General features: G+C 63.2%; 18 protein-coding genes and 1 tRNA gene. 12 read left to right on the forward strand and 7 right to left on the reverse strand.

Annotated features, from left to right (window positions below; translation table 11 throughout):
* The first annotated feature begins 11 nt into the window (after positions 1–11).
* From HYH07_RS26900 to HYH07_RS26910, 3 genes are all read left to right on the forward strand, one after another.
* Positions 12–353, forward strand: a complete 342-nt coding sequence (locus tag HYH07_RS26900; protein WP_018456841.1) for an integration host factor subunit alpha — start codon at positions 12–14, stop codon at positions 351–353.
* Between the two features lie 25 nt (positions 354–378).
* The gene (locus HYH07_RS26905; protein ID WP_220005324.1) at positions 379–957 is read left to right on the forward strand and encodes a MerR family transcriptional regulator; all 579 of its coding nucleotides are present in this window, start codon (positions 379–381) and stop codon (positions 955–957) included.
* Between the two features lie 106 nt (positions 958–1,063).
* Positions 1,064–1,141 (forward strand) — tRNA-Pro (locus HYH07_RS26910).
* Positions 1,142–1,641: 500 nt separating this feature from the next.
* Here HYH07_RS26910 and HYH07_RS26915 read toward each other — a convergent pair.
* On the reverse strand, positions 1,642–2,271 hold the full coding sequence (locus HYH07_RS26915; RefSeq protein ID WP_220005325.1) for a TetR/AcrR family transcriptional regulator: 630 nt from the start codon (positions 2,269–2,271) through the stop codon (positions 1,642–1,644).
* Between the two features lie 121 nt (positions 2,272–2,392).
* Here HYH07_RS26915 and HYH07_RS26920 point away from each other — a divergent pair, with 121 nt between their 5' ends.
* Positions 2,393–3,367, forward strand: coding sequence for an alpha/beta hydrolase fold domain-containing protein (locus HYH07_RS26920; protein WP_220005326.1), 975 nt, complete (start codon positions 2,393–2,395; stop codon positions 3,365–3,367).
* A gap of 125 nt (positions 3,368–3,492) precedes the next feature.
* Here HYH07_RS26920 and HYH07_RS36430 read toward each other — a convergent pair whose 3' ends face one another.
* The gene (locus HYH07_RS36430; RefSeq protein ID WP_228749785.1) at positions 3,493–4,119 is read right to left on the reverse strand and encodes a hypothetical protein; all 627 of its coding nucleotides are present in this window, start codon (positions 4,117–4,119) and stop codon (positions 3,493–3,495) included.
* On the opposite strand from HYH07_RS36430, the gene HYH07_RS26930 reads away from it, so the two are divergent.
* The 3 genes from HYH07_RS26930 (at position 4,118) to HYH07_RS26940 (ending at position 6,759) form a co-directional block, all read left to right on the forward strand.
* The gene (locus HYH07_RS26930) at positions 4,118–4,273 is read left to right on the forward strand and encodes a hypothetical protein (protein ID WP_220005327.1); all 156 of its coding nucleotides are present in this window, start codon (positions 4,118–4,120) and stop codon (positions 4,271–4,273) included. The two genes, HYH07_RS36430 and HYH07_RS26930, sit on opposite strands and share 2 nt — an antisense overlap.
* A gap of 92 nt (positions 4,274–4,365) precedes the next feature.
* Positions 4,366–5,337 carry an SDR family NAD(P)-dependent oxidoreductase gene (locus HYH07_RS26935; RefSeq protein WP_220005328.1) on the forward strand — a complete coding sequence of 324 codons (972 nt, stop codon included), beginning with the start codon at positions 4,366–4,368 and terminating at the stop codon, positions 5,335–5,337.
* A 306-nt stretch (positions 5,338–5,643) separates the two neighbouring features.
* Complete coding sequence (locus tag HYH07_RS26940; protein ID WP_220005329.1) at positions 5,644–6,759, forward strand: alpha/beta hydrolase; 1,116 nt, start codon at positions 5,644–5,646, stop codon at positions 6,757–6,759.
* A gap of 22 nt (positions 6,760–6,781) precedes the next feature.
* Here the strand turns inward: HYH07_RS26940 and HYH07_RS26945 are convergent, their stop codons facing one another.
* Positions 6,782–7,288 (reverse strand): MarR family transcriptional regulator, encoded by a 507-nt coding sequence (locus HYH07_RS26945; protein ID WP_220005330.1) that lies wholly within the window; start codon positions 7,286–7,288, stop codon positions 6,782–6,784.
* Positions 7,289–7,698: 410 nt separating this feature from the next.
* Here HYH07_RS26945 and HYH07_RS26950 point away from each other — a divergent pair, with 410 nt between their 5' ends.
* Positions 7,699–9,183, forward strand: a complete 1,485-nt coding sequence (locus HYH07_RS26950) for a porin (protein WP_220005331.1) — start codon at positions 7,699–7,701, stop codon at positions 9,181–9,183.
* Positions 9,184–9,467: 284 nt separating this feature from the next.
* On the opposite strand, the gene HYH07_RS26955 is transcribed toward HYH07_RS26950, so the two are convergent.
* The 3 genes from HYH07_RS26955 to HYH07_RS26965 all read right to left on the reverse strand — a co-directional run bounded on the left by HYH07_RS26955 (position 9,468) and on the right by HYH07_RS26965 (position 11,356).
* A complete protein-coding gene (locus HYH07_RS26955; protein ID WP_220005332.1) occupies positions 9,468–9,944 on the reverse strand; it encodes a GcrA family cell cycle regulator in 477 nt (158 codons plus the stop codon).
* A 73-nt stretch (positions 9,945–10,017) separates the two neighbouring features.
* Positions 10,018–10,215, reverse strand: a complete 198-nt coding sequence (locus HYH07_RS26960; RefSeq protein ID WP_007603456.1) for a hypothetical protein — start codon at positions 10,213–10,215, stop codon at positions 10,018–10,020.
* Between the two features lie 199 nt (positions 10,216–10,414).
* Positions 10,415–11,356, reverse strand: a complete 942-nt coding sequence (locus HYH07_RS26965; RefSeq protein WP_220005333.1) for an acetamidase/formamidase family protein — start codon at positions 11,354–11,356, stop codon at positions 10,415–10,417.
* Positions 11,357–11,547: 191 nt separating this feature from the next.
* On the opposite strand from HYH07_RS26965, the gene HYH07_RS26970 reads away from it, so the two are divergent.
* From HYH07_RS26970 to HYH07_RS26985, 4 genes are read left to right on the forward strand one after another with little or no spacing between them, the layout of a single operon-like run.
* The gene (locus tag HYH07_RS26970; protein ID WP_220005334.1) at positions 11,548–12,315 is read left to right on the forward strand and encodes a YdcF family protein; all 768 of its coding nucleotides are present in this window, start codon (positions 11,548–11,550) and stop codon (positions 12,313–12,315) included.
* Between the two features lie 42 nt (positions 12,316–12,357).
* Positions 12,358–13,140 carry a DUF169 domain-containing protein gene (locus tag HYH07_RS26975; protein ID WP_220005335.1) on the forward strand — a complete coding sequence of 261 codons (783 nt, stop codon included), beginning with the start codon at positions 12,358–12,360 and terminating at the stop codon, positions 13,138–13,140.
* A gap of 9 nt (positions 13,141–13,149) precedes the next feature.
* Positions 13,150–14,328 carry a trans-acting enoyl reductase family protein gene (locus tag HYH07_RS26980; RefSeq protein WP_220005336.1) on the forward strand — a complete coding sequence of 393 codons (1,179 nt, stop codon included), beginning with the start codon at positions 13,150–13,152 and terminating at the stop codon, positions 14,326–14,328.
* A gap of 5 nt (positions 14,329–14,333) precedes the next feature.
* The gene (locus HYH07_RS26985; RefSeq protein ID WP_220005337.1) at positions 14,334–15,509 is read left to right on the forward strand and encodes a trans-acting enoyl reductase family protein; all 1,176 of its coding nucleotides are present in this window, start codon (positions 14,334–14,336) and stop codon (positions 15,507–15,509) included.
* 124 nt (positions 15,510–15,633) lie between these two features.
* On the opposite strand, the gene HYH07_RS26990 is transcribed toward HYH07_RS26985, so the two are convergent.
* Entirely contained in the window at positions 15,634–16,830 is a 1,197-nt protein-coding gene (locus tag HYH07_RS26990; protein ID WP_220005338.1) for an NAD(P)/FAD-dependent oxidoreductase, read from the reverse strand.
* Positions 16,831–16,971: the final 141 nt, after the last annotated feature.

The following is a 16,971-nucleotide window of genomic DNA, read 5'->3' on the forward strand; positions in this document are numbered from 1 at the left end:
GGGGCAGGGCGATGACCGATCAAAGCAAAACCGTAACGCGTGTGGATCTCTGCGAGGCCGTCTACCAGAAGGTGGGCCTGTCGCGGACGGAATCGTCCGCGTTCGTGGAACTCGTGCTGAAGGAGATCACCGATTGCCTTGAAAAGGGCGAGACGGTGAAGCTGTCCTCGTTCGGCTCTTTCATGGTCCGCAAGAAGGGCCAGCGTATCGGCCGTAATCCGAAGACCGGCACCGAGGTGCCGATCTCGCCGCGGCGGGTGATGGTGTTCAAGCCGTCGGCGATCCTGAAGCAGCGGATCAACGCCCAGCACCGCACCAATGGCGATGCCAGCAAGGCTCAACCCGAGGCGTAACCGCCCAACGGATAAGGATTGGCATTTGGACAAGGCGCCGGATGCGTTCCGAACCATCAGTGAAGTAGCGCAGGAACTCGACATTCCGCAGCACGTGCTGCGGTTCTGGGAGACCCGGTTCTCCCAGATCAAGCCGATGAAGCGCAGCGGCGGCCGCCGCTATTACCGCCCAGACGATGTCGACCTGCTCAAGGGCATCCGCCGCCTGCTCTACGGCGAGGGATACACCATTCGCGGGGTGCAGCGGATCCTGAAGGAGCACGGCGTCAAATCAGTGCAGGGCCTGGCCGACGGCGCAGCCGCAGTCTCGTTCGGGGCGATCGAGGATGCCATCGGCGCCAGCCTGATGGAGCCGGACGAGGAGCCGCCCATCAAGGGCATCACGGATGCCGACGATGACGACTATCAGGGTGACGAGGAGGAGGGCATCGACTTCCGCTTCACCGAGGTCGACGACGAGGAAATCCTCACCACCTTCCGCAAGGGCGGCACGCCCGCCGCGCCGGCCGGGCCCAGCGCGCTGGACCGGGAACGGCTGGGACGGGTGCTCGCCGACCTCGTGGCCTGCCGCGAAATGCTGGATCAGGCGCTGAAGGACGGCTGACGGGCTTTCCTCGGCTTTGTGGGTAGTTCCGGCCTTTCAGCGTCGACGCCAAAATGCTGCGGCTCGCCTTGCGCATCGCGCCGATCCTAGCTAATGGAACGACGTTCGGAGCGTGGCGCAGCCCGGTTAGCGCACTAGTCTGGGAGACTAGGGGTCGGAGGTTCAAATCCTCTCGCTCCGACCATTTTCTTCAGAGAAGGGTCAGAATGCTTGCGTGATCGCGGGATCGGCAAGCGATCTCCTGTGCTCATCCGACGTCAGCGGTTGGTGATCAGCATCGGCTGCGCGGACACGGCTGGTCCGCGGGAGGCTTGCCACGAGCCCAGGTCGGAACCGCGAACGCGAGTTGATATTGCCCCATCGTGTCCACGATGGAAGCTTGCGCACTCTCCAGGCGCTTGGTCAGGCCACCGACGTTCAGGTCCAGCGCTGCGTCGACGGCCAGAAGCGACATCGAGACGCACGCAACCGTCCCTGCGATGGCGATCGCCTTCCATTCTGGTGACTTAATCATCTGACTTTGTCAGGTAATGACCTTTCGCGCGGGATTCAATCCCTTGCGTGGCTGGCGCACGGGTTCTTGACTCGCGACAGTTCGGTAACGGGGTGCGGCGTGTCGTCCCGGTCGCCCGCGAATCGATCGCGGCCTCGGTTCGATGATGTCCAGCGTCGGGGCTGATCTAGCTAGGCGGGCGGCCGCAGATATCCCACCACCATCCGCGTCGTCTCATCCACCAGGGTCCGCACGATCCGGTCCGGCAGCGTCTCGGCCTGGTTCAGCACCGTGTTGTGCGCGACGGCTTCGATGGTGCTGACGCAGATGAAGGTCGCGATATCGAGGTCGATCCTGCGCATCTCCTTGCGGTGGCTGTCGAGATAGGCGCGCATGAGGGTGTGGACCTCGCGGTTGAAGGCTTCGACGTCGAGCTTGCCCGCCCGCGGGATCTGCTCGGCGAGCACGCGATGCAGTTTGGGGTTGATGCGGTGGGCTTCGATCGCAACGGTGACGAGGCGGCGCACGGCTTTCTCGATCGGCATGTCGGCAACCTCGATGAGCGCTGCACGGACGATTGCCATGATCTCCTCGTTGTGACGATCGATCACGGCGGCGACGAGCGCCTCCTTGCTCGGGAAATATTGATAGAGCGAGCCGACGCTGACGCCGGCGATTTCGGCGATGCGGTTGGTGCTGGTCTTCTCGAAACCGTCCTTGACCAGAATGCGAGCGGTCGCCTCGACCAGCGCATCGACCGTGGCGCGGGATCGCTGCTGCGAAGCGCTTTTTCGGGGTTTTGTCGGCGGCTTGCGGCCCACGGGCTTGTGATCTGAATGCGAGTAGGAAAAGCGAGTGAATGCTCGCATTATATTGCCGAGGGGCGGCGGGTCAGCAAGCCTCTTTGTCGCCGCCTCGGACGAGCCAGATAGGGATGTGTCCATGAGCGTTGCCAGGATCGTGTCGGCCTTGCAGTTTTGTCCCGTGGGTTGCGTGTTCAGTCCGCCGGCCGGTCGCGATCCCGCGCCGAGCCTGCAGAGCCGCCTGTTCAACCTGCTGCTGCGGCAGCTTCCCTACAAGCAGCAGCTCGCCTCGGCGGAGGCCGTGCAGGCCCATGTGCAAAAGCTGGCGCTGGCGCCTGCATCGTTCGAGCCGACAGGCTTGGGGCGCGGCGTCGAGGCGATGCTGACCAAGATGGGCGGATGGCCGGTCTATTACACCGCGCCGTCGTCGGGCCATGAGGGCTGCAATTTCGTCATGTTCCTGCACGGCGGCGGCTACATCAACGAGATCGTGCCGGCGCATTGGCGCTTTGTCGGCCAGATGACACGCGAGGCGGGCGTCGTCTGCGTCGTACCGATCTATCCGCTGGCGCCGCGCGCCACCGCGAAGGATGTCGTGCCTGCAACCGCCGAGCTGTTGCGGATGCTGCTGGAGGATGCGGGGGAGGCAAAGGTCACGGTGGTCGGCAATTCGGCCGGCGCGGGTCTTGCGCTTGCAGCGTGCCAATGGATGCGCGACCGCGGCCATCGCCAGCCGAACCGGCTGATGCTGATCTCGCCGGCTGCCGACGCCTCCGTCGGCCGCCCCGAGCAAGCCGAGATCGCCGCGCGCGATCCGATCCAGGATATTCCTGGCATGATCGAGGCCGCGCGGCTCTATGCCGGCGAGCTCGATGTCGGCCATCCCTTTGTCAGCCCGCTCAATGGCGCGTTCCGCGCGCTGGCGCCGATGACGATCTTTTCGGGCACGCGCGATCTGCTCTACCCCGACAGCGTCGATCTCGCGGCACGAGCACGGGCAGCTGGGGTGCCGGTGGAGTTGCATCTGTGGCGTGACCAGCCGCACAATTACGCGCTGATGCCGACGCCGGAGGGCCGGCGGGCGCGTGCGATGATTTTGGGGGCGGTGGCTTAAGGAAAGAGCGTGACCGATGTCACGCTGCGCGCGGCCTCGCGTGAGACCTTGCGTCGGTGGTGGCCGCATGGAGGGACAATGCGGCTCCGCGGGCGTCTCCTCGATATCAGCGGTTTTGCGGGGCCTTAGGCGCGGCCCTTGATCTCGTAGTGACCCGGCACGCATTTGTAGCGCTCGAGGCGCCAATTTGCGCGATAGATCGGATGCTCGTCCATCCATTTTGCAAGCGGGGCCTGCGCACCGACCGCACATGCCATCATCGACATGTCGGGCGTCATGTTGCTGTCGGTCACGATTTCCTCGACACAGCTGCCCGAGGCAGCAGCGCCAAGCCGGCAGAGCACGGCAACGACGGTTATGAACATCCCAGTCACCTCATCGGCAGTTTCGACCACGAGGAGGATGCAAGCCGAGTGCCACAGCCTGTGTCGGAAACGACACGCTGGCTGGGCCTGCTCGCCCCAATGCCCCATTTGACGATTCGGATTGTAAAAAAATTGTCCCTTAACCGAAGCCGGACAAATACGGGGAACCCAAAGAATCAGGGGAGAAATGAGCTGATTCGGATGCCACGCGTCACCGCCAGACAAGACCGCGGCGACGGTGATTTTCAAGCGGCGATAAGCACTTCGGCGGCGCTCGAACCCCACCAATCGACGGCGTGCCGATCTGGCAGACGCGGCCAGCAGAAGCGGTCTCACCACCCGCGATGCCGCCGGTTTCGCCCTGACGGTGCCGTGGTCAAGCATCATGCGCATTCGCAACAATGACTACGCGATGCAGATATGGCTTGCGACCGGCGCCTGGCGTGTCGTGTTCTGGCGTGCGTTCAAGGCAGAGGATCGTGCGGTCGTGTTGAACTGGTCGAGGCAGGCGGGCAACCCGGCGGCGTCGCGCGATCCGTGACAGCGCGCCCAACGCGCTGCTACAGTTCGTGCAGGCCCCGTGCATCGCTCGAAGGCCAACAGAAGAAAAACAAGGGGAGGGCTTAAAGTCCCATGAAGGAATTTGCTGGAAAGATCGCCGTCATCACCGGTGGCGGCACGGGCATGGGGCGGGAGCTCGCGCGGCAGCTCGTGGCCGAAGGCTGCAACGTCGCGATGTGCGACGTCTCGGAAGCCGCGATGGCCGAGACCAAGCGGCTTTGCGAGGTTGAGAAGCTGCCGCAGGGCCTGCGTGTGACCACCCATGTCGCCGACGTCTCGATCGAGGATCATCTTAGGCGTTTTCGCGATGAACTCGCCGAGCAGCAGAAGACAGACAAGATCCATCTCTTGTTCAACAATGCCGGCATCGGCGGCGGCGGCAGCCTGTTCACCAACACGCGCGAGCAGTGGGAGCGCACCTTCAACATCTGCTGGGGCGGCGTCTATCTCGGCGTCCGCACCTTCCTGCCGATGCTGGTTGCGGCGGACGAAGCCCACATCGTCAATACCGCCAGCGTCAACGGCTTCTGGGCCTCGATCGGCATGGGCCAGGCGCACACCGCCTACAGCTCGGCGAAATTTGCAGTGAAGGGATTCACCGAAGCGCTGATCACCGATCTCCGCCTGCATGCCCCGCATGTCAAATGCTCGGTGGTGATGCCCGGTCATATCGGCACCTCGATCGTTTCCAATTCGCGCAAGGTGCAGAGCGGCGACGGCTCGGAGCGGCTCAATGCCGACGAGGTCGCGCTGACCCGTAAGCGCATGGTCGCGGCCGGCGTGCCAGATGCTGACAAAATGTCGGACGAGGACATCCAGGCGGCGTTCGCCGAGCGCGCCCGCAGCTTCCTCGAGGATGCACCGACGACCGCTGCACAGGCCGCCAAGATCATCCTGGATGGCGTCAAGGCAGAGCGGTGGCGTATTCTTGTGGGGGATGACGCAAAACGTCTCGATGAGCGTGTCCGCGCGACGCCAGAGCAGGCCTATGACCGCGCCTTCTACGAAAGTTTTACCCAGGAGGTCGGCTGGCGGCTTGGCTGACTCTCCTTGGCTGCCTCCCCTTGTTGGCTGCCTCCCCTTGGCTGAGGCTGCCAATAACGGCTTGCCTACGTAGGGATGATCATCGTCATCGCAAGGGGCGCGCGACACATTTTACCCAGGTATTTGCCGGCGCCCCTTGCTGGTGCTGACGACGTCTTGGCGAAACCGAAATCACGCATGCAATGATATTCCCGCGTTCAAGCGATGGTGATCTTGAATGGGTCTCATTCGGCGCAGCGCTGCTTGGTCGGGGAACCAAAATAGTTTAGTGAATCAGGAGTAATGCCACGACAGAGCGTCGCTCCGATGATACCCGCATCCCTCTCCGACGACTTCATCCTCTGCCCGGAGAGAGAAGATATCTCCGCTGAGTTCACCCGGTTGCTGACCGCGGCACAAGAGGGTGGCGCCACCATCGCCGAATGCCTGATGATCGCACGCCGGCTCCAGCACGGCGACGAACCGTCCTGGCATCGCGAGTGGAAGAAGCTGGCCCAGGCCAACAGACAGCGTGCCGAGGCGGCATTCGCCGAAGGCCACATGGTCACCGCGCAACGCAATTGGCTGCGCGCGATGAATTATTACGGTGCAGCCGCGATGCCGCTCGATCCCGCCGACGAGCGCCGCTGGGTCGCGGTGCTCGCGATGCAGGAATGTGCCCGCCGCTTCCTCGCGGCGCGCGGGCCTGCCGGCGAGGTCGTGACAATCCCCTGGGTCGAAGGCCATTCATTGCAGGGCTATTTCCTGCCCGCGCCTGCCGCGAACGGTCGCGCTCCGACCGTGATTTGCATCGGCGAGCCCGGGCATCGCAAGGAGGAATTCCTGGTCAAGCTTGCGCCGCATGCGCGCGAGCGCGGATTTGCGATGCTGGCGCTCGATCTGCTCGGCGACGAGCGCGACGACTACATGGACGTGCTGCTGCAGCGTCGGGACATCGAGAGCTCGATCACCAGCGCCATGGATTATTTGGAGCTGCGCAGCGATGTCGATTTCGATCGCGTTGCGATCGTGGCCGACGGGTGGGGTTCATCGTTCGTCGCCCGCGCGGTGTTGCTGGAGCCGCGATTTGCCGCGGCTGTCTGCGATGGCGGTCTGTGGGATCTGCACGAGCGGTCGTTCTTTGCCAGCCGTTTTGCCATGAGGGACCTCAGCATCGTCCCGGTGCCGCATGCGCCGCTGATGGCGTCAGGCGCCGAGTGCCCGGTGCTGATCACGCTGGGCGAGGACGGCTGGCTCGAGGCCGACCGAGCGCAGCAGATCGTGCAGAAATCCCGGCTCGGCAGCTCGGACATCGTGCTGAAGGTGTTCACCGCAGCGGAGACCGGCGCGGCGCAGGCACATGCCGACAATCCGAGCCTTGCCAACGAATACATCTTCGACTGGCTCGAATCGCAGCTCGGGGCTGCCGGGAAGCGGATCTGAGCGGCCTTCAGGCCGAGAAGCCCTAGAAGTCCAGGGAGATCCTGACGCAGGCCTTCTCGAGCCGGCTCTTCAGTGTCGCGAGCTTGGCGGTGAATTCCGTCAGCTCGTTCTCGTCGAATTCCTGGAAGACGAATTCGCGAATCGTCTTGTACTGCTCGTTGAGGCTCGCGATGTGTTTCTGCGTTTTCTCGACCAGCGACAGCCGCACCACGCGGGCATCCGTTGGCGAGGGGCGGCGGCGCAGCAGGCCCTTTTTCTCGAGAAGCTTGGACTGGGTGGTGACGAAGGACGGGTCGACGTGAAGCAGCTTGGAGACCACGTTGATGGGCACGCCGTCGTTCTTGTCGAGGTCGGAAATCGCCATCAGGATCAGCCATTGCGGTCCGCTGATGCCGAGCGTCCTGGCCCAGAACTGACGCAGCTCCTCCAGGTACATGTTGATCGAGGATATCTCCCAGGTGAAGCGCCTGATGATATCGAGATTGCCGGCGGAGCGGAGGCGCGCCCCTTCTTTCCTCGTCGCTGACACCGCGTCACTCCCGCAAACTGATTCATTCTCGCCAGTCTTCGTGGCGGGCATAGTCCACGCAAGTCTGCCCTGACGCAAGTGCAGAGCAGGGTAATTGTGTCACGGAAACTACAAATATGAGCCGGTCAGCATTTTCGCCCGGGGGCGGTGTTGCGCCGCAGACACACCGTTAGTGAAACAACAAAGCTGATCTAATAAACTATTTTGATTAACGGAACAGCGCAGGCATATTCATCCGTGACGGTGGGGGGTTCTCGATCGTCCCGTTGCAGGTGGTTCGCTCACGTCCCTCGCGTCTTTCGCGGGTACGTCCGAAAGCGCGAAGCGGCCGAGCGGATTTGATGAAGAGACGGGGATCTGGGGGGCCATCCGGTCCGATCTCCGTAAAATGAGCAACTTGGAGGTTTTAAATGAAAGTGGTGAAGAGCCTTTTGCTCGGCACTGCGGCGGGTCTGATCGCCGTCGGTGGAGCTCAGGCGGCTGATCTTCCGGTCAAGGCCAAGGCGGTCGAATACGTGAAGATCTGCTCGCTGTACGGTGCGGGTTTCTACTACATGCCGGGCACCGACACCTGCATCAAGTTCGGTGGTTACGTCCGCGCTGACGCTGTTCTCGGCGGTGGTGGCGACTATGACTTCAACAAGAGCACCAGCTCTGCGAACGGTGGGTCGAACAACCGCCTGACCAACTACTATCTCGCCCGCGCTCGTATGGACCTCAACGTCGATACGCGCACCGCGACCGAATACGGCGTCGTGCGAACCTATGCCGACATGGTCTTCACCTATAGTTCGTCCGACGTCACCGGCAGCAACCCGTCCGCGATCTCGTCCAGCTCGGCTGCGCTCGGTCTCTACCACGCGTTCATCCAGTTCGCCGGCTTCACCTTCGGTCGCACCGTCTCGATCTTCGATGCCCCGTGGCAGAGCTATGTGGCGGGTGGCCCCGATACCCTTCCGGGCGGAAGCAATCACACCAACGGTATCAACCAGGTTGCCTACACGGCTGATTTCGGGCAGGGCATCACCGGTTCGATCGCGTTGGAGGAAGAGACGACGGCGTCGAACGGCCAGTCCAATCTCTGGAACGTCTCGTCGGGCACGGCCGCCCAGTTCGTGACCGGCGTCTATGGCGCCAACGATTGGGGTGGAACACGTTCACCCGACATCACCGGTGCGGTCCGTGTCGACCAGGCCTGGGGTCTGGCCCAGATTTCGGTCGCTGCGCATGACCTGCATGCGGCCTATTACGGCACGACAGAAACCAGCGGTCATCCCAGCGACAAGTGGGGCTGGGCTGTGCAGGGCTCGTTGTCGATCAAGAACATCCCGACCGGTGCGGGTGACGTGATCAACCTGCAGGCCGTCTATACGGATGGTGCGACCCGCTACAACTTCCAGAGCCTGTTCCCGCAAGCCTTCTTCATGTTCGGCAGCAGCAGCTCGGCCTATCAGAGCATCGGCTTCGCCGGTCTTGCTGATGGCGTCTTCGGAACCGGTACCGGCATCGATACCGTCAAGACCTGGGGCGTTCGCGGTGGTTATACCCACAACTGGAGCCCGAATTGGGCGAGCGCCATCTATGGTGGTTATGGTTCGCTGAGCTATGGCTCGGCGGGCAAGTCCATGATCTGCGCCAACTTCGCTACCATCGCCGTGGCTGGTTCGACCTGTAACCCCGACTTCAACTTCGGTGTCGTCGGTGTCAACACCGTGTGGACTCCGGTCAAGAACCTGGCGTTCACGGCTGACCTGAGCTGGTCGCGCCTGGACCAGAAGTACTCTGGTTTCATCAACGCTCCGGCGATTGCCAGCGCCGCCAAGCCGGCCGCTGTGTACGAGCTGAAGGACCAGGACTCGTTCACCATGATGCTGCGCGCCCAGCGCAACTTCTGATCATCGATCGCGTCGATCGATCGGAGAGCCTCGGCGGGCGACCGCCGGGGCTTTTTTCTTGGTCAAGGCTGATTCCAGAAATCAGAAATCACCTGCGCGGCCGGCGAAGACGAGCTATGCGATTCAAGCGTCACCAATCTTATTTACTTACCTGAGTTAGTAAGCTATATAGCTCTCAGCCGATTTCGAAAGTCACGGCTCTTAGCTTCACGCTAAGCCTCCAGAAACCTCCGGTAGTGCCCTGCCGGAGGTTTTTTGTTGTGGGGGAGAGGGTAGAACTCGCGTCAGCCGCGCATGATTCGGGCGCGGGAGTTCGGCCGGTAGGCGAGGCGGCTGTGGCCGATGCAATAGGGCTGGCCGTCGTGCGCGGCGTTGCCGCAGAAGCAGAAATCCTCGGCGCCGGGCGTCGAGATCGGCCAGCGGCAGCGATTGGCATCGAGCTCCATCAATGAGCAACGGTTGGTGTCGTCGATCGGCCCGGTCATCCCTGCCGTGTCTGCTTCGCCGTAGATCGTGGCGAGCATTTCAAATTGCAGGCGAGGCACCGCTTTGGGCGGGCGCGGGACGGGCGTTCGGTCCTGCAGCCTGCGCTCGTCGAGCGTGCGGCCGCGGGTGAGATTGAGGCGCGACAGCTTGCCGATCACGGCGTTGCGGCTGACGCCGATGTCGGCCGCGATCTCGCGGCAGGACAGGCCGGCCTCGAAGTGTTGCTTCAGCAGTTCAATTCGTTCAACGGTCCAGGTCGGAGAGAGCACAGGCATTTGTAACGGTCCCAGGTTGCGACATCCGGCCATCAGCAGCTCGAGATCCGTCCGCTTCACGCTCGTCGCGCGTTCACGTCCTGCCATTGTCGCGGATCGACAAAAGCCCGTCCTTGATGGCGAGACGGATGCCCTCCTCGATCAATGTCCGTGCGACGCCGGGAACGCTGGTGCCGTGGGTGCCCTGTCTCACCAGTTTTTCCAGATAGGTGATGGTCGAGAGCGCCAAGGTCACGGGAATGCGGTCAGTCTCGGCTTTTTCGGTGGCCATGGCCCGAACGCTAGCCTCTTACTCAGGTACATAAAAGTAACGATTAAGACTCTATTTAGGTTCTGGGGTGGAAGTCAAATCCGGGCTTTATCGGTGGCACAGCGTATTGGAATCGCTCAGAAAAATTGGCGCGCCCCGACGCGCCGCGCGGGATTGCCGGGCAGCGCGTGATGTCGGCAGGCAGGAGGTTGGGCCGGGCTCAGCCGTGCACGATCGCCTTTTCGATCATGCAATGGATGCCCTTGGAGCCGTTGACGGTCTGGGTCACCCGCAGATCGGCTGCGAGGCTGCACAGCGTATAGGCGTCCTCGCGCGAGAGGTTTCGCGTTTCGCCGAGCAGCGCGATCATGTCGCGCAGCGCGCGGACCGCGCATTGGTCGAGGTCGGGGTCCATCGCCATGGTGATGTAGTGGGTCGGCGTCTCCGCGCGCGGATAGGCGAACCGCAAATCCTTGCGCAGCGTCAGCCGGAAGCGGCCCGAGAGCGCCGTCTCGATCGCGGTGACGCAGACCTCGCCGTCGCCCTGCACGCCATGGCCGTCGCCGCAGGAGAACATCGCGCCGGGGACGAACACTGGCAGATAGAGCGTCGCGCCGGCGCCGAGCTCCTTGTTGTCGAGGTTGCCGCCCATGGCGCGCGGGACGAGCGAGGAGATGCGGCCCCAGCTGGCGGGCGGCGAAACGCCCATCACGCCGAAAAACGGCTTCAGGGGCAGGTCGAGGCCCCAGGGCATACGGCCGACCATCCGCGCCCGGTCCAGCGGGATGTTGAGAAGTCGGGTCTCGTGGAAATCGTCGGGCAGGGTGCCGGCGAGTGGCTTGATCAGATTCCAGCCCCAATCCTGCCGAAGCTGGACGTCGAGGATATCGATCTGGAGGACGTCGCCGGGTTCGGCACCGCCGACGGCGATCGGCCCGGTGAGAATGTGACCTGGCACCATCCGATCGGATTTCGCATGCACCTCGGCCATCTCAGGCGGAACGTGAAACCTGTTGCGGTCCGGGATCACTTCGGGCCCGCCGCTGATGGTGTCGACCGTGACCTCGTCGCCGCTTGCGACAGTGAGGACTGGCTTGAGGCTGGCTTCGAAGAAGCCCCAATGGCAGGTTTCGGCGCTCGCATGCAGGTGGTGTTGGGTCATTTGCGGGGTCCAGTCGTTTTCATTCGAGAGCGCTCGAGAACTTGCAACGGCCGGGCTTGACCTGGCAATCGATCCTCTTCCAAGAAGATTTCTGAAGACAAGCGGGCGGGTCAAGCCCGCGTGTCACAGCTACGATCGTTTCAGCGAGGTTTCTTCTGTTCTTCGTTCTTTCCAAGACGCTTGGTGCCGCGGTGCTGCCGCTCAATCTTCTGGTCGAGCTCGGGATCATCGCGGTCGTGCTGATGGCGACGCGCTTTGCCCGGTTCGGCCGCAAGCTGGCCGTGACCACGCTGGTCCTGCTCGCGCTCGCCGCATTTTCGCCGCTCGGCAATCTCTTGCTCTATCCGCTGGAATCGCGTTTTCCGCCGTGGGATCCATCGCGCGGCGCGCCCGACGGCATCATCGTGCTGGGCGGCTCCGTTGATACCGATCTGTCGGCGGCGCATCGCACGCCGGTGGTCGCGCGTGCGGCCGATCGCTTGTTGGCGCCGGCCGAGCTCGCACGCCGTTATCCGAAGGCACGTATCGTCTTCACGGGAGGCTCAGCGAACCTGGTCTCGACCGACGCCAGAGAGGCCGACTATTCGGTGCCGATCCTCGAGGGCATCGGCATTCCGAAAGAGCGCCTGGTCGTGGAGCGGAACTCGCGCAACACTTACGAGAACGCGATCTTCACGAAGCGCCTGGTGCAGCCGAAGCCAGGCGAGCGTTGGCTGCTGGTCACTTCGGCTTTTCACATGCCGCGTTCGATGGGCATTTTCCGCAAGGCCGGATTTGACGTCGAGGCCTATCCCGTCGACTGGCGGATGGGCGGGCCCGACGATTTGTTTTCTTTCACCAATATCAGCGCGGACGGTCTCGGCCGCACCGATGTGGCGGTGCGCGAATGGATCGGCCTTCTGGCCTACCGCCTCATGGGCCGGACCAGCGAGTTGCTTCCGGGACCTGCGAAGGACTAGAACAGAGCGCAGAAACGCAAACGAGCCGTCGGGAGGCTTCCAATGCAACAGCAGGGTGCAGACAGGATCGATCTTGCCGGTCTCGTCGCCGATCTCAACAATCTGTTGCGGCTGAAGACCACGGTGATCGGCATGAAGCTGTTCGCGCGTGCCGAAGACATGGAAGCGATCCCGAAGATCCGGCGGCCGACTGCGATCCATACCACTGACCAGATCGTCAGTATGGCCTCGCGGCTCGGCTGGACCGTCGGCATCACCGGCAACGATCTCGTCGGCAACCAGTGCCGCGCGGTGATCGGCCTTAGCCCTCAGGACGAGAAATGGCTCGCTGGCGAAAACTATGTCGGGGTCTGGCATGGCACCGCGGAGGATGCGCGCAAGCGCCAAGAGGCGCTGGACGTGGTCCCGTTCGGTCAGTATCAGGCGCTCGCGGTCAGTCCGCTCGCAAGCGGCCGGCTCGATCCGCCCGACATCTGCCTCGTCTACGCCACCCCCGGCCAGATGATCATCCTGATCAACGGGCTGCAATATACCGGCTACAAGAAGTTCGAATGGGGGGTGGTCGGGGAGACCGCGTGCGCGGATTCCTGGGGGCGGGCGCTGAAATCAGGCGAGCCCAGCCTGTCCTTGCCATGCTATGCCGAACGGCGCTATGGCGGCGTGCCTGATGAGGAGATGCTGATGGCGCTGAAGCCGCATCATCTCGCCAAGGCAATCGAAGGCATGAAGGCGCTGGCCAAAAACGGCCTGCGCTATCCGATCCCGCCCTATGGAATTCAAAGCGACGTCCGCGCCGGCATGGGTGTGAGCTACGCAAAGAAGTAAAGGCCAGTCATGAGCTCTGCGAAATTCGACATCGTCGTCTACGGCGCGACCGGTTTCACCGGCCAGCTCGTGGCCGAATATTTGGCGGTGCATTACAAAAACGACAAGCAGCTCAAATGGGCGATGGCTGGACGCAGCCTCGACAAGCTGAAATCCGTGCGCGATGCGATCGGCGCGCCCGCCGACACGCCGCTGATCGTGGCGGATGCGTCCGATGCGGCCTCGCTGAAGGCTATGGCGGAGCAGACGAGATCTGTCATCACGACGGTTGGCCCATATCAGCTCTACGGCGAGGCGCTGCTGGCAACCTGCGTCGCCACGGGTACGGACTATTTCGATCTCTGCGGCGAGCCGATCTGGATGCGGCAGATGATTGACAAATACGAGGCGGCTGCGAAGGCGAGCGGCGCGCGCATCGTGTTCTCCTGCGGCTTCGACTCCGTGCCGTTCGAGCTCGGTACGTTCTTCGTGCAGGAAGAGGCCAAGCGCGTGTTCGGCGCTCCGGCCCCGCGCGTGAAAGGCCGCGTGCGCGACATGCGCGGTACGCTTTCGGGCGGTACTGCCGCGAGCGCCAAGGCGACCTTCGATGCTGTCGCCAAGGACATGAGCCTGGTCGCGATCCTGAACGATCCGTTCGCATTGACGCCTGGCTTCACCGGTCCGAAGCAGCCGAGGGGCAACAAGCCGCTGATCGAGGAAGATCTAAACTCCTGGGCCGCGCCGTTCATGATGGCGCTGATCAACACCCGCAACGTCCATCGCTCCAACATGCTGATGGGCTTTCCATACGGCCAGGACTTCGTCTATGACGAGATGGTCCTGACCGGTCCCGGCGAGAAGGGCGAGGCCAACGCCAAGCGCGTGATGGCGGCGAACGCCGAGAAGACCGGCCCGAGCGCGCCGAAGCCGGGCGAGGGGCCATCGAAGGAGGAGCGCGAGAACGGGCTCTTCAATTTGCTCTATGTCGCGATCGCGCCCGACGGCCGCAGGGTTCGCGCCGGTGTGACCGGCGACCGAGATCCCGGCTATGGCTCGACCTCAAAGATGATCTCCGAATGCGCGATCTGCATGCTGCGTGACGCGACTGACGTTGCATCCGGCTTCTGGACGCCGGGCGCGGCGATGCAGCACAGACTGATCAAGCGGCTGCGGGACAATGCCGGGCTGACATTCGAGGTGGAAGCTTAAGGTCCGTGTCCGCGAAGTTCGACATCGTCGTCTACGGCGCGACCGGATACACCGGCCGGCTTGTGGCCGAGTATCTCGCTGCGCATTACGTCGGTGACGGCGCGCCGACATGGGCGCTTGCCGGGCGCAGCAGGGACAAGCTTGCCTCCGTTCGCGATACGATCGGCGCGCCCACTGACACGCCGCTGATCGTCGCGGACGCCGCCGATCCGGCGTCGTTGCGGGCGATGGTCGATCAGGCGAAGCTCATCGTCACCACTGTCGGTCCCTATCAGCTTTATGGATCCGATCTGCTTGCCGCCTGCGTCGCCTCGGGCACCGACTACATGGATCTCTGCGGTGAGCCGATCTGGCTCAAGCAGATGATTGATCGACACGAGGCGGCGGCAAAGGCGAGCGGTGCGCGCATCATGTTCTCCTGCGGCTTCGATTCCATGCCGTTCGAGCTCGGTGCGTTCTTCGTGCAGGAGGAAGCAAGGCGCGTGTTCGGTGCGCCGGCGCCGCGCGTCAAAGGGCGCGTCCGCGACCTCAGCTGGAAGTTCTCCGGCGGCACGTCCGCGAGTGCAAGGGTCACCTTCGAAGCGGTTGCGCAGGATCTCAGCCTGGTGTCGATCCTCAAGGACCCCTTCGCATTCACGCCTGGATTCGAGGGGCCGAAGCAGCCGCGCGGCAACAGGCCTGTTTTTGAGGAGGATCTGCAATCCTGGTCCGCCCCGTTCGCGATGGCGACGCTCAACACACGCAATGTCCATCGTTCCAACATGCTGATGGGATTTCCGTACGGCAGGGACTTTGTCTATGACGAGATGGTGCTGACGGGTCCGGGGGACGAAGGGCAGGCCAACGCCAAGCTCGTCATGGCCGCCAACAGCGAAAAGACCGGCCCCGATGCGCTCAAGCCCGGCGAGGGTCCGTCGAAGGAAGAGCGCGACAACGGTCGTTACGATCTGCTCTATATCGCGATCGCGCCCGATGGCCGCCAGGTTCGCGCGGCGGTCAAAGGCGACCTCGATCCCGGCTATGCGTCAACGGCCAGGATGATCTCGGAATGCGCGGTCTGCCTGCTGCGCGATGCGCCTGACGTTCCGGCCGGTCTATGGACTCCGGGCGCGGCGATGCAGCACAAGCTGATCAGGCGGCTGCAGGAGCACGCAGGGCTGAGGTTTGAGGTGGAGCGGTAGGTAGCTGCCCCGCGGACGGTGTCATGTCCCGCGAAGGGCATCCAGCACGCCGCGGCCTCTCGGGTAAATCACCACCGTCTCTGGAATACTGGGTCGCCCACGGGCGACGACACCGAGATTGTCGCTACGCCGCCCTCGCGTCATAGGCGTACATGAAATCCATGCCCTTCGAGCCCAGCGGCAACAGCAGTTTGATCATCTGATTTCGCATCCACGCGCCGGCGGCGCTGAACTCGCGTTTGTTGTTGCCGTTGCGCCGGGCGATGGCGACGATCTTTTCCGCGCGGGGCCGACGTTCGGCTTCGAAGGCCTGGAAGGTCGCACTGAGCTCCTGACCTTCCTGCATCAGGCGGGCGAGCCGCATCGCATCCTCCAGCGCGAGCGAGGCGCCCTGTCCGGCATGCGGGCTGGTTGCATGGGCGGCGTCGCCGATCAGCAGCGATCGCTTGCGTGACCAGATCGGCAAGGTCGCGACGTCGAGCGTGTCGGTGACCACAATGTTCTCGGCCGCCTCGATGATCCCGGGGATCGGATCGTGCCAGCCCTGATGGAAGCCGCGCAGATGCTGCTTCAGCGTCTGTGTGTCGAGCGTGCGAAACATCGCGGCATTCATGCCGTGCGCAGGCTGCGTGCTCCACCACATCGCGCCGTCCTTGGGATCCGGGCTGCAATAGCCGTAGCCGAAGAAGCCGCTCTGTCCGAACGTGGTCTCGACACGCCCGCCGATCGCCCTGCCGCCGAGGGCCGAAAGAGGGACGAAGCCACCGAAGCCGATCAGTCCAGTGTTGAAGGGTTTGGGACCATCAGGCACAACCTGGCGCCGCGTGATCGAATGCACGCCGTCGGCGCCGATCAGAAAATCACCCTCCGCCGTGGTGCCGTCGGCGAAATAGGCGATCACGGGCTGGTCGCCGCGATCCTCGATCTTGATCAGGCGCTTGTCGAAATAGAGCGAAGCGCACGCGCACCAGGCCTTGTCGATCAGCATCTCGTTCAGCGTCGCGCGGCAGACATTGACGGCGGGTTGGCCGAACCGCCGCGCCATGTCGCGGTTGATCGAGCCGAGCCGTCGGCCGTCTTGCGAATAGAAATCGAAGGACTCCGCGATCGAGCCGCGGCTGATCAGCTCGCCGGCAAGCCCGATCTCGTCCATGACATGCATGCCGTTGGGTGCGATCTGGAGGCCGCCGCCGATGCCCTTGGAGTAGGGCCAGGCTTCGTAGACCGCGGATTCGATGCCGGCGCGGCGCAGCAGGATCGCAGCGACGGGCCCGGCAATGCCGGCGCCGATGATGAGGGCCTTGCGGGGACGGTGAGGCATTGGCTTGCTCCCAAGGTTTCCATGGTGCTAGGAGAAATTAAGGCCGCTAAATCTCTTAGTGGCTAAGATATATATCGGCTAAGATATGAGGTTGGCTTTGTCAAGGGCAAAGGCGCGCGCGGCGTTGCTGGGAGAATTGGA

It is taken from the genome of Bradyrhizobium sp. BR 10261, assembly GCF_019455395.1.
Taxonomy (GTDB): Bacteria; Pseudomonadota; Alphaproteobacteria; order Rhizobiales; family Xanthobacteraceae; genus Bradyrhizobium; species Bradyrhizobium manausense.

Bases quoted from the DNA above. Each gene is read 5' to 3' on its own strand.
- HYH07_RS26900 (WP_018456841.1), top strand. From the start codon at position 12: ATGACCGATCAAAGCAAAACCGTAACGCGTGTGGATCTCTGCGAGGCC.
- HYH07_RS26920 (WP_220005326.1), top strand. From the start codon at position 2,393: ATGAGCGTTGCCAGGATCGTGTCGGCCTTGCAGTTTTGTCCCGTGGGT.
- HYH07_RS26930 (WP_220005327.1), top strand. From the start codon at position 4,118: ATGCGCATTCGCAACAATGACTACGCGATGCAGATATGGCTTGCGACC.
- HYH07_RS36430 (WP_228749785.1), bottom strand. From the start codon at position 4,119: ATGATGCTTGACCACGGCACCGTCAGGGCGAAACCGGCGGCATCGCGG.
- HYH07_RS26935 (WP_220005328.1), top strand. From the start codon at position 4,366: ATGAAGGAATTTGCTGGAAAGATCGCCGTCATCACCGGTGGCGGCACG.
- HYH07_RS26940 (WP_220005329.1), top strand. From the start codon at position 5,644: ATGATACCCGCATCCCTCTCCGACGACTTCATCCTCTGCCCGGAGAGA.
- HYH07_RS26950 (WP_220005331.1), top strand. From the start codon at position 7,699: ATGAAAGTGGTGAAGAGCCTTTTGCTCGGCACTGCGGCGGGTCTGATC.
- HYH07_RS26955 (WP_220005332.1), bottom strand. From the start codon at position 9,944: ATGCCTGTGCTCTCTCCGACCTGGACCGTTGAACGAATTGAACTGCTG.
- HYH07_RS26960 (WP_007603456.1), bottom strand. From the start codon at position 10,215: ATGGCCACCGAAAAAGCCGAGACTGACCGCATTCCCGTGACCTTGGCG.
- HYH07_RS26965 (WP_220005333.1), bottom strand. From the start codon at position 11,356: ATGACCCAACACCACCTGCATGCGAGCGCCGAAACCTGCCATTGGGGC.
- HYH07_RS26975 (WP_220005335.1), top strand. From the start codon at position 12,358: ATGCAACAGCAGGGTGCAGACAGGATCGATCTTGCCGGTCTCGTCGCC.
- HYH07_RS26980 (WP_220005336.1), top strand. From the start codon at position 13,150: ATGAGCTCTGCGAAATTCGACATCGTCGTCTACGGCGCGACCGGTTTC.
- HYH07_RS26990 (WP_220005338.1), bottom strand. From the start codon at position 16,830: ATGCCTCACCGTCCCCGCAAGGCCCTCATCATCGGCGCCGGCATTGCC.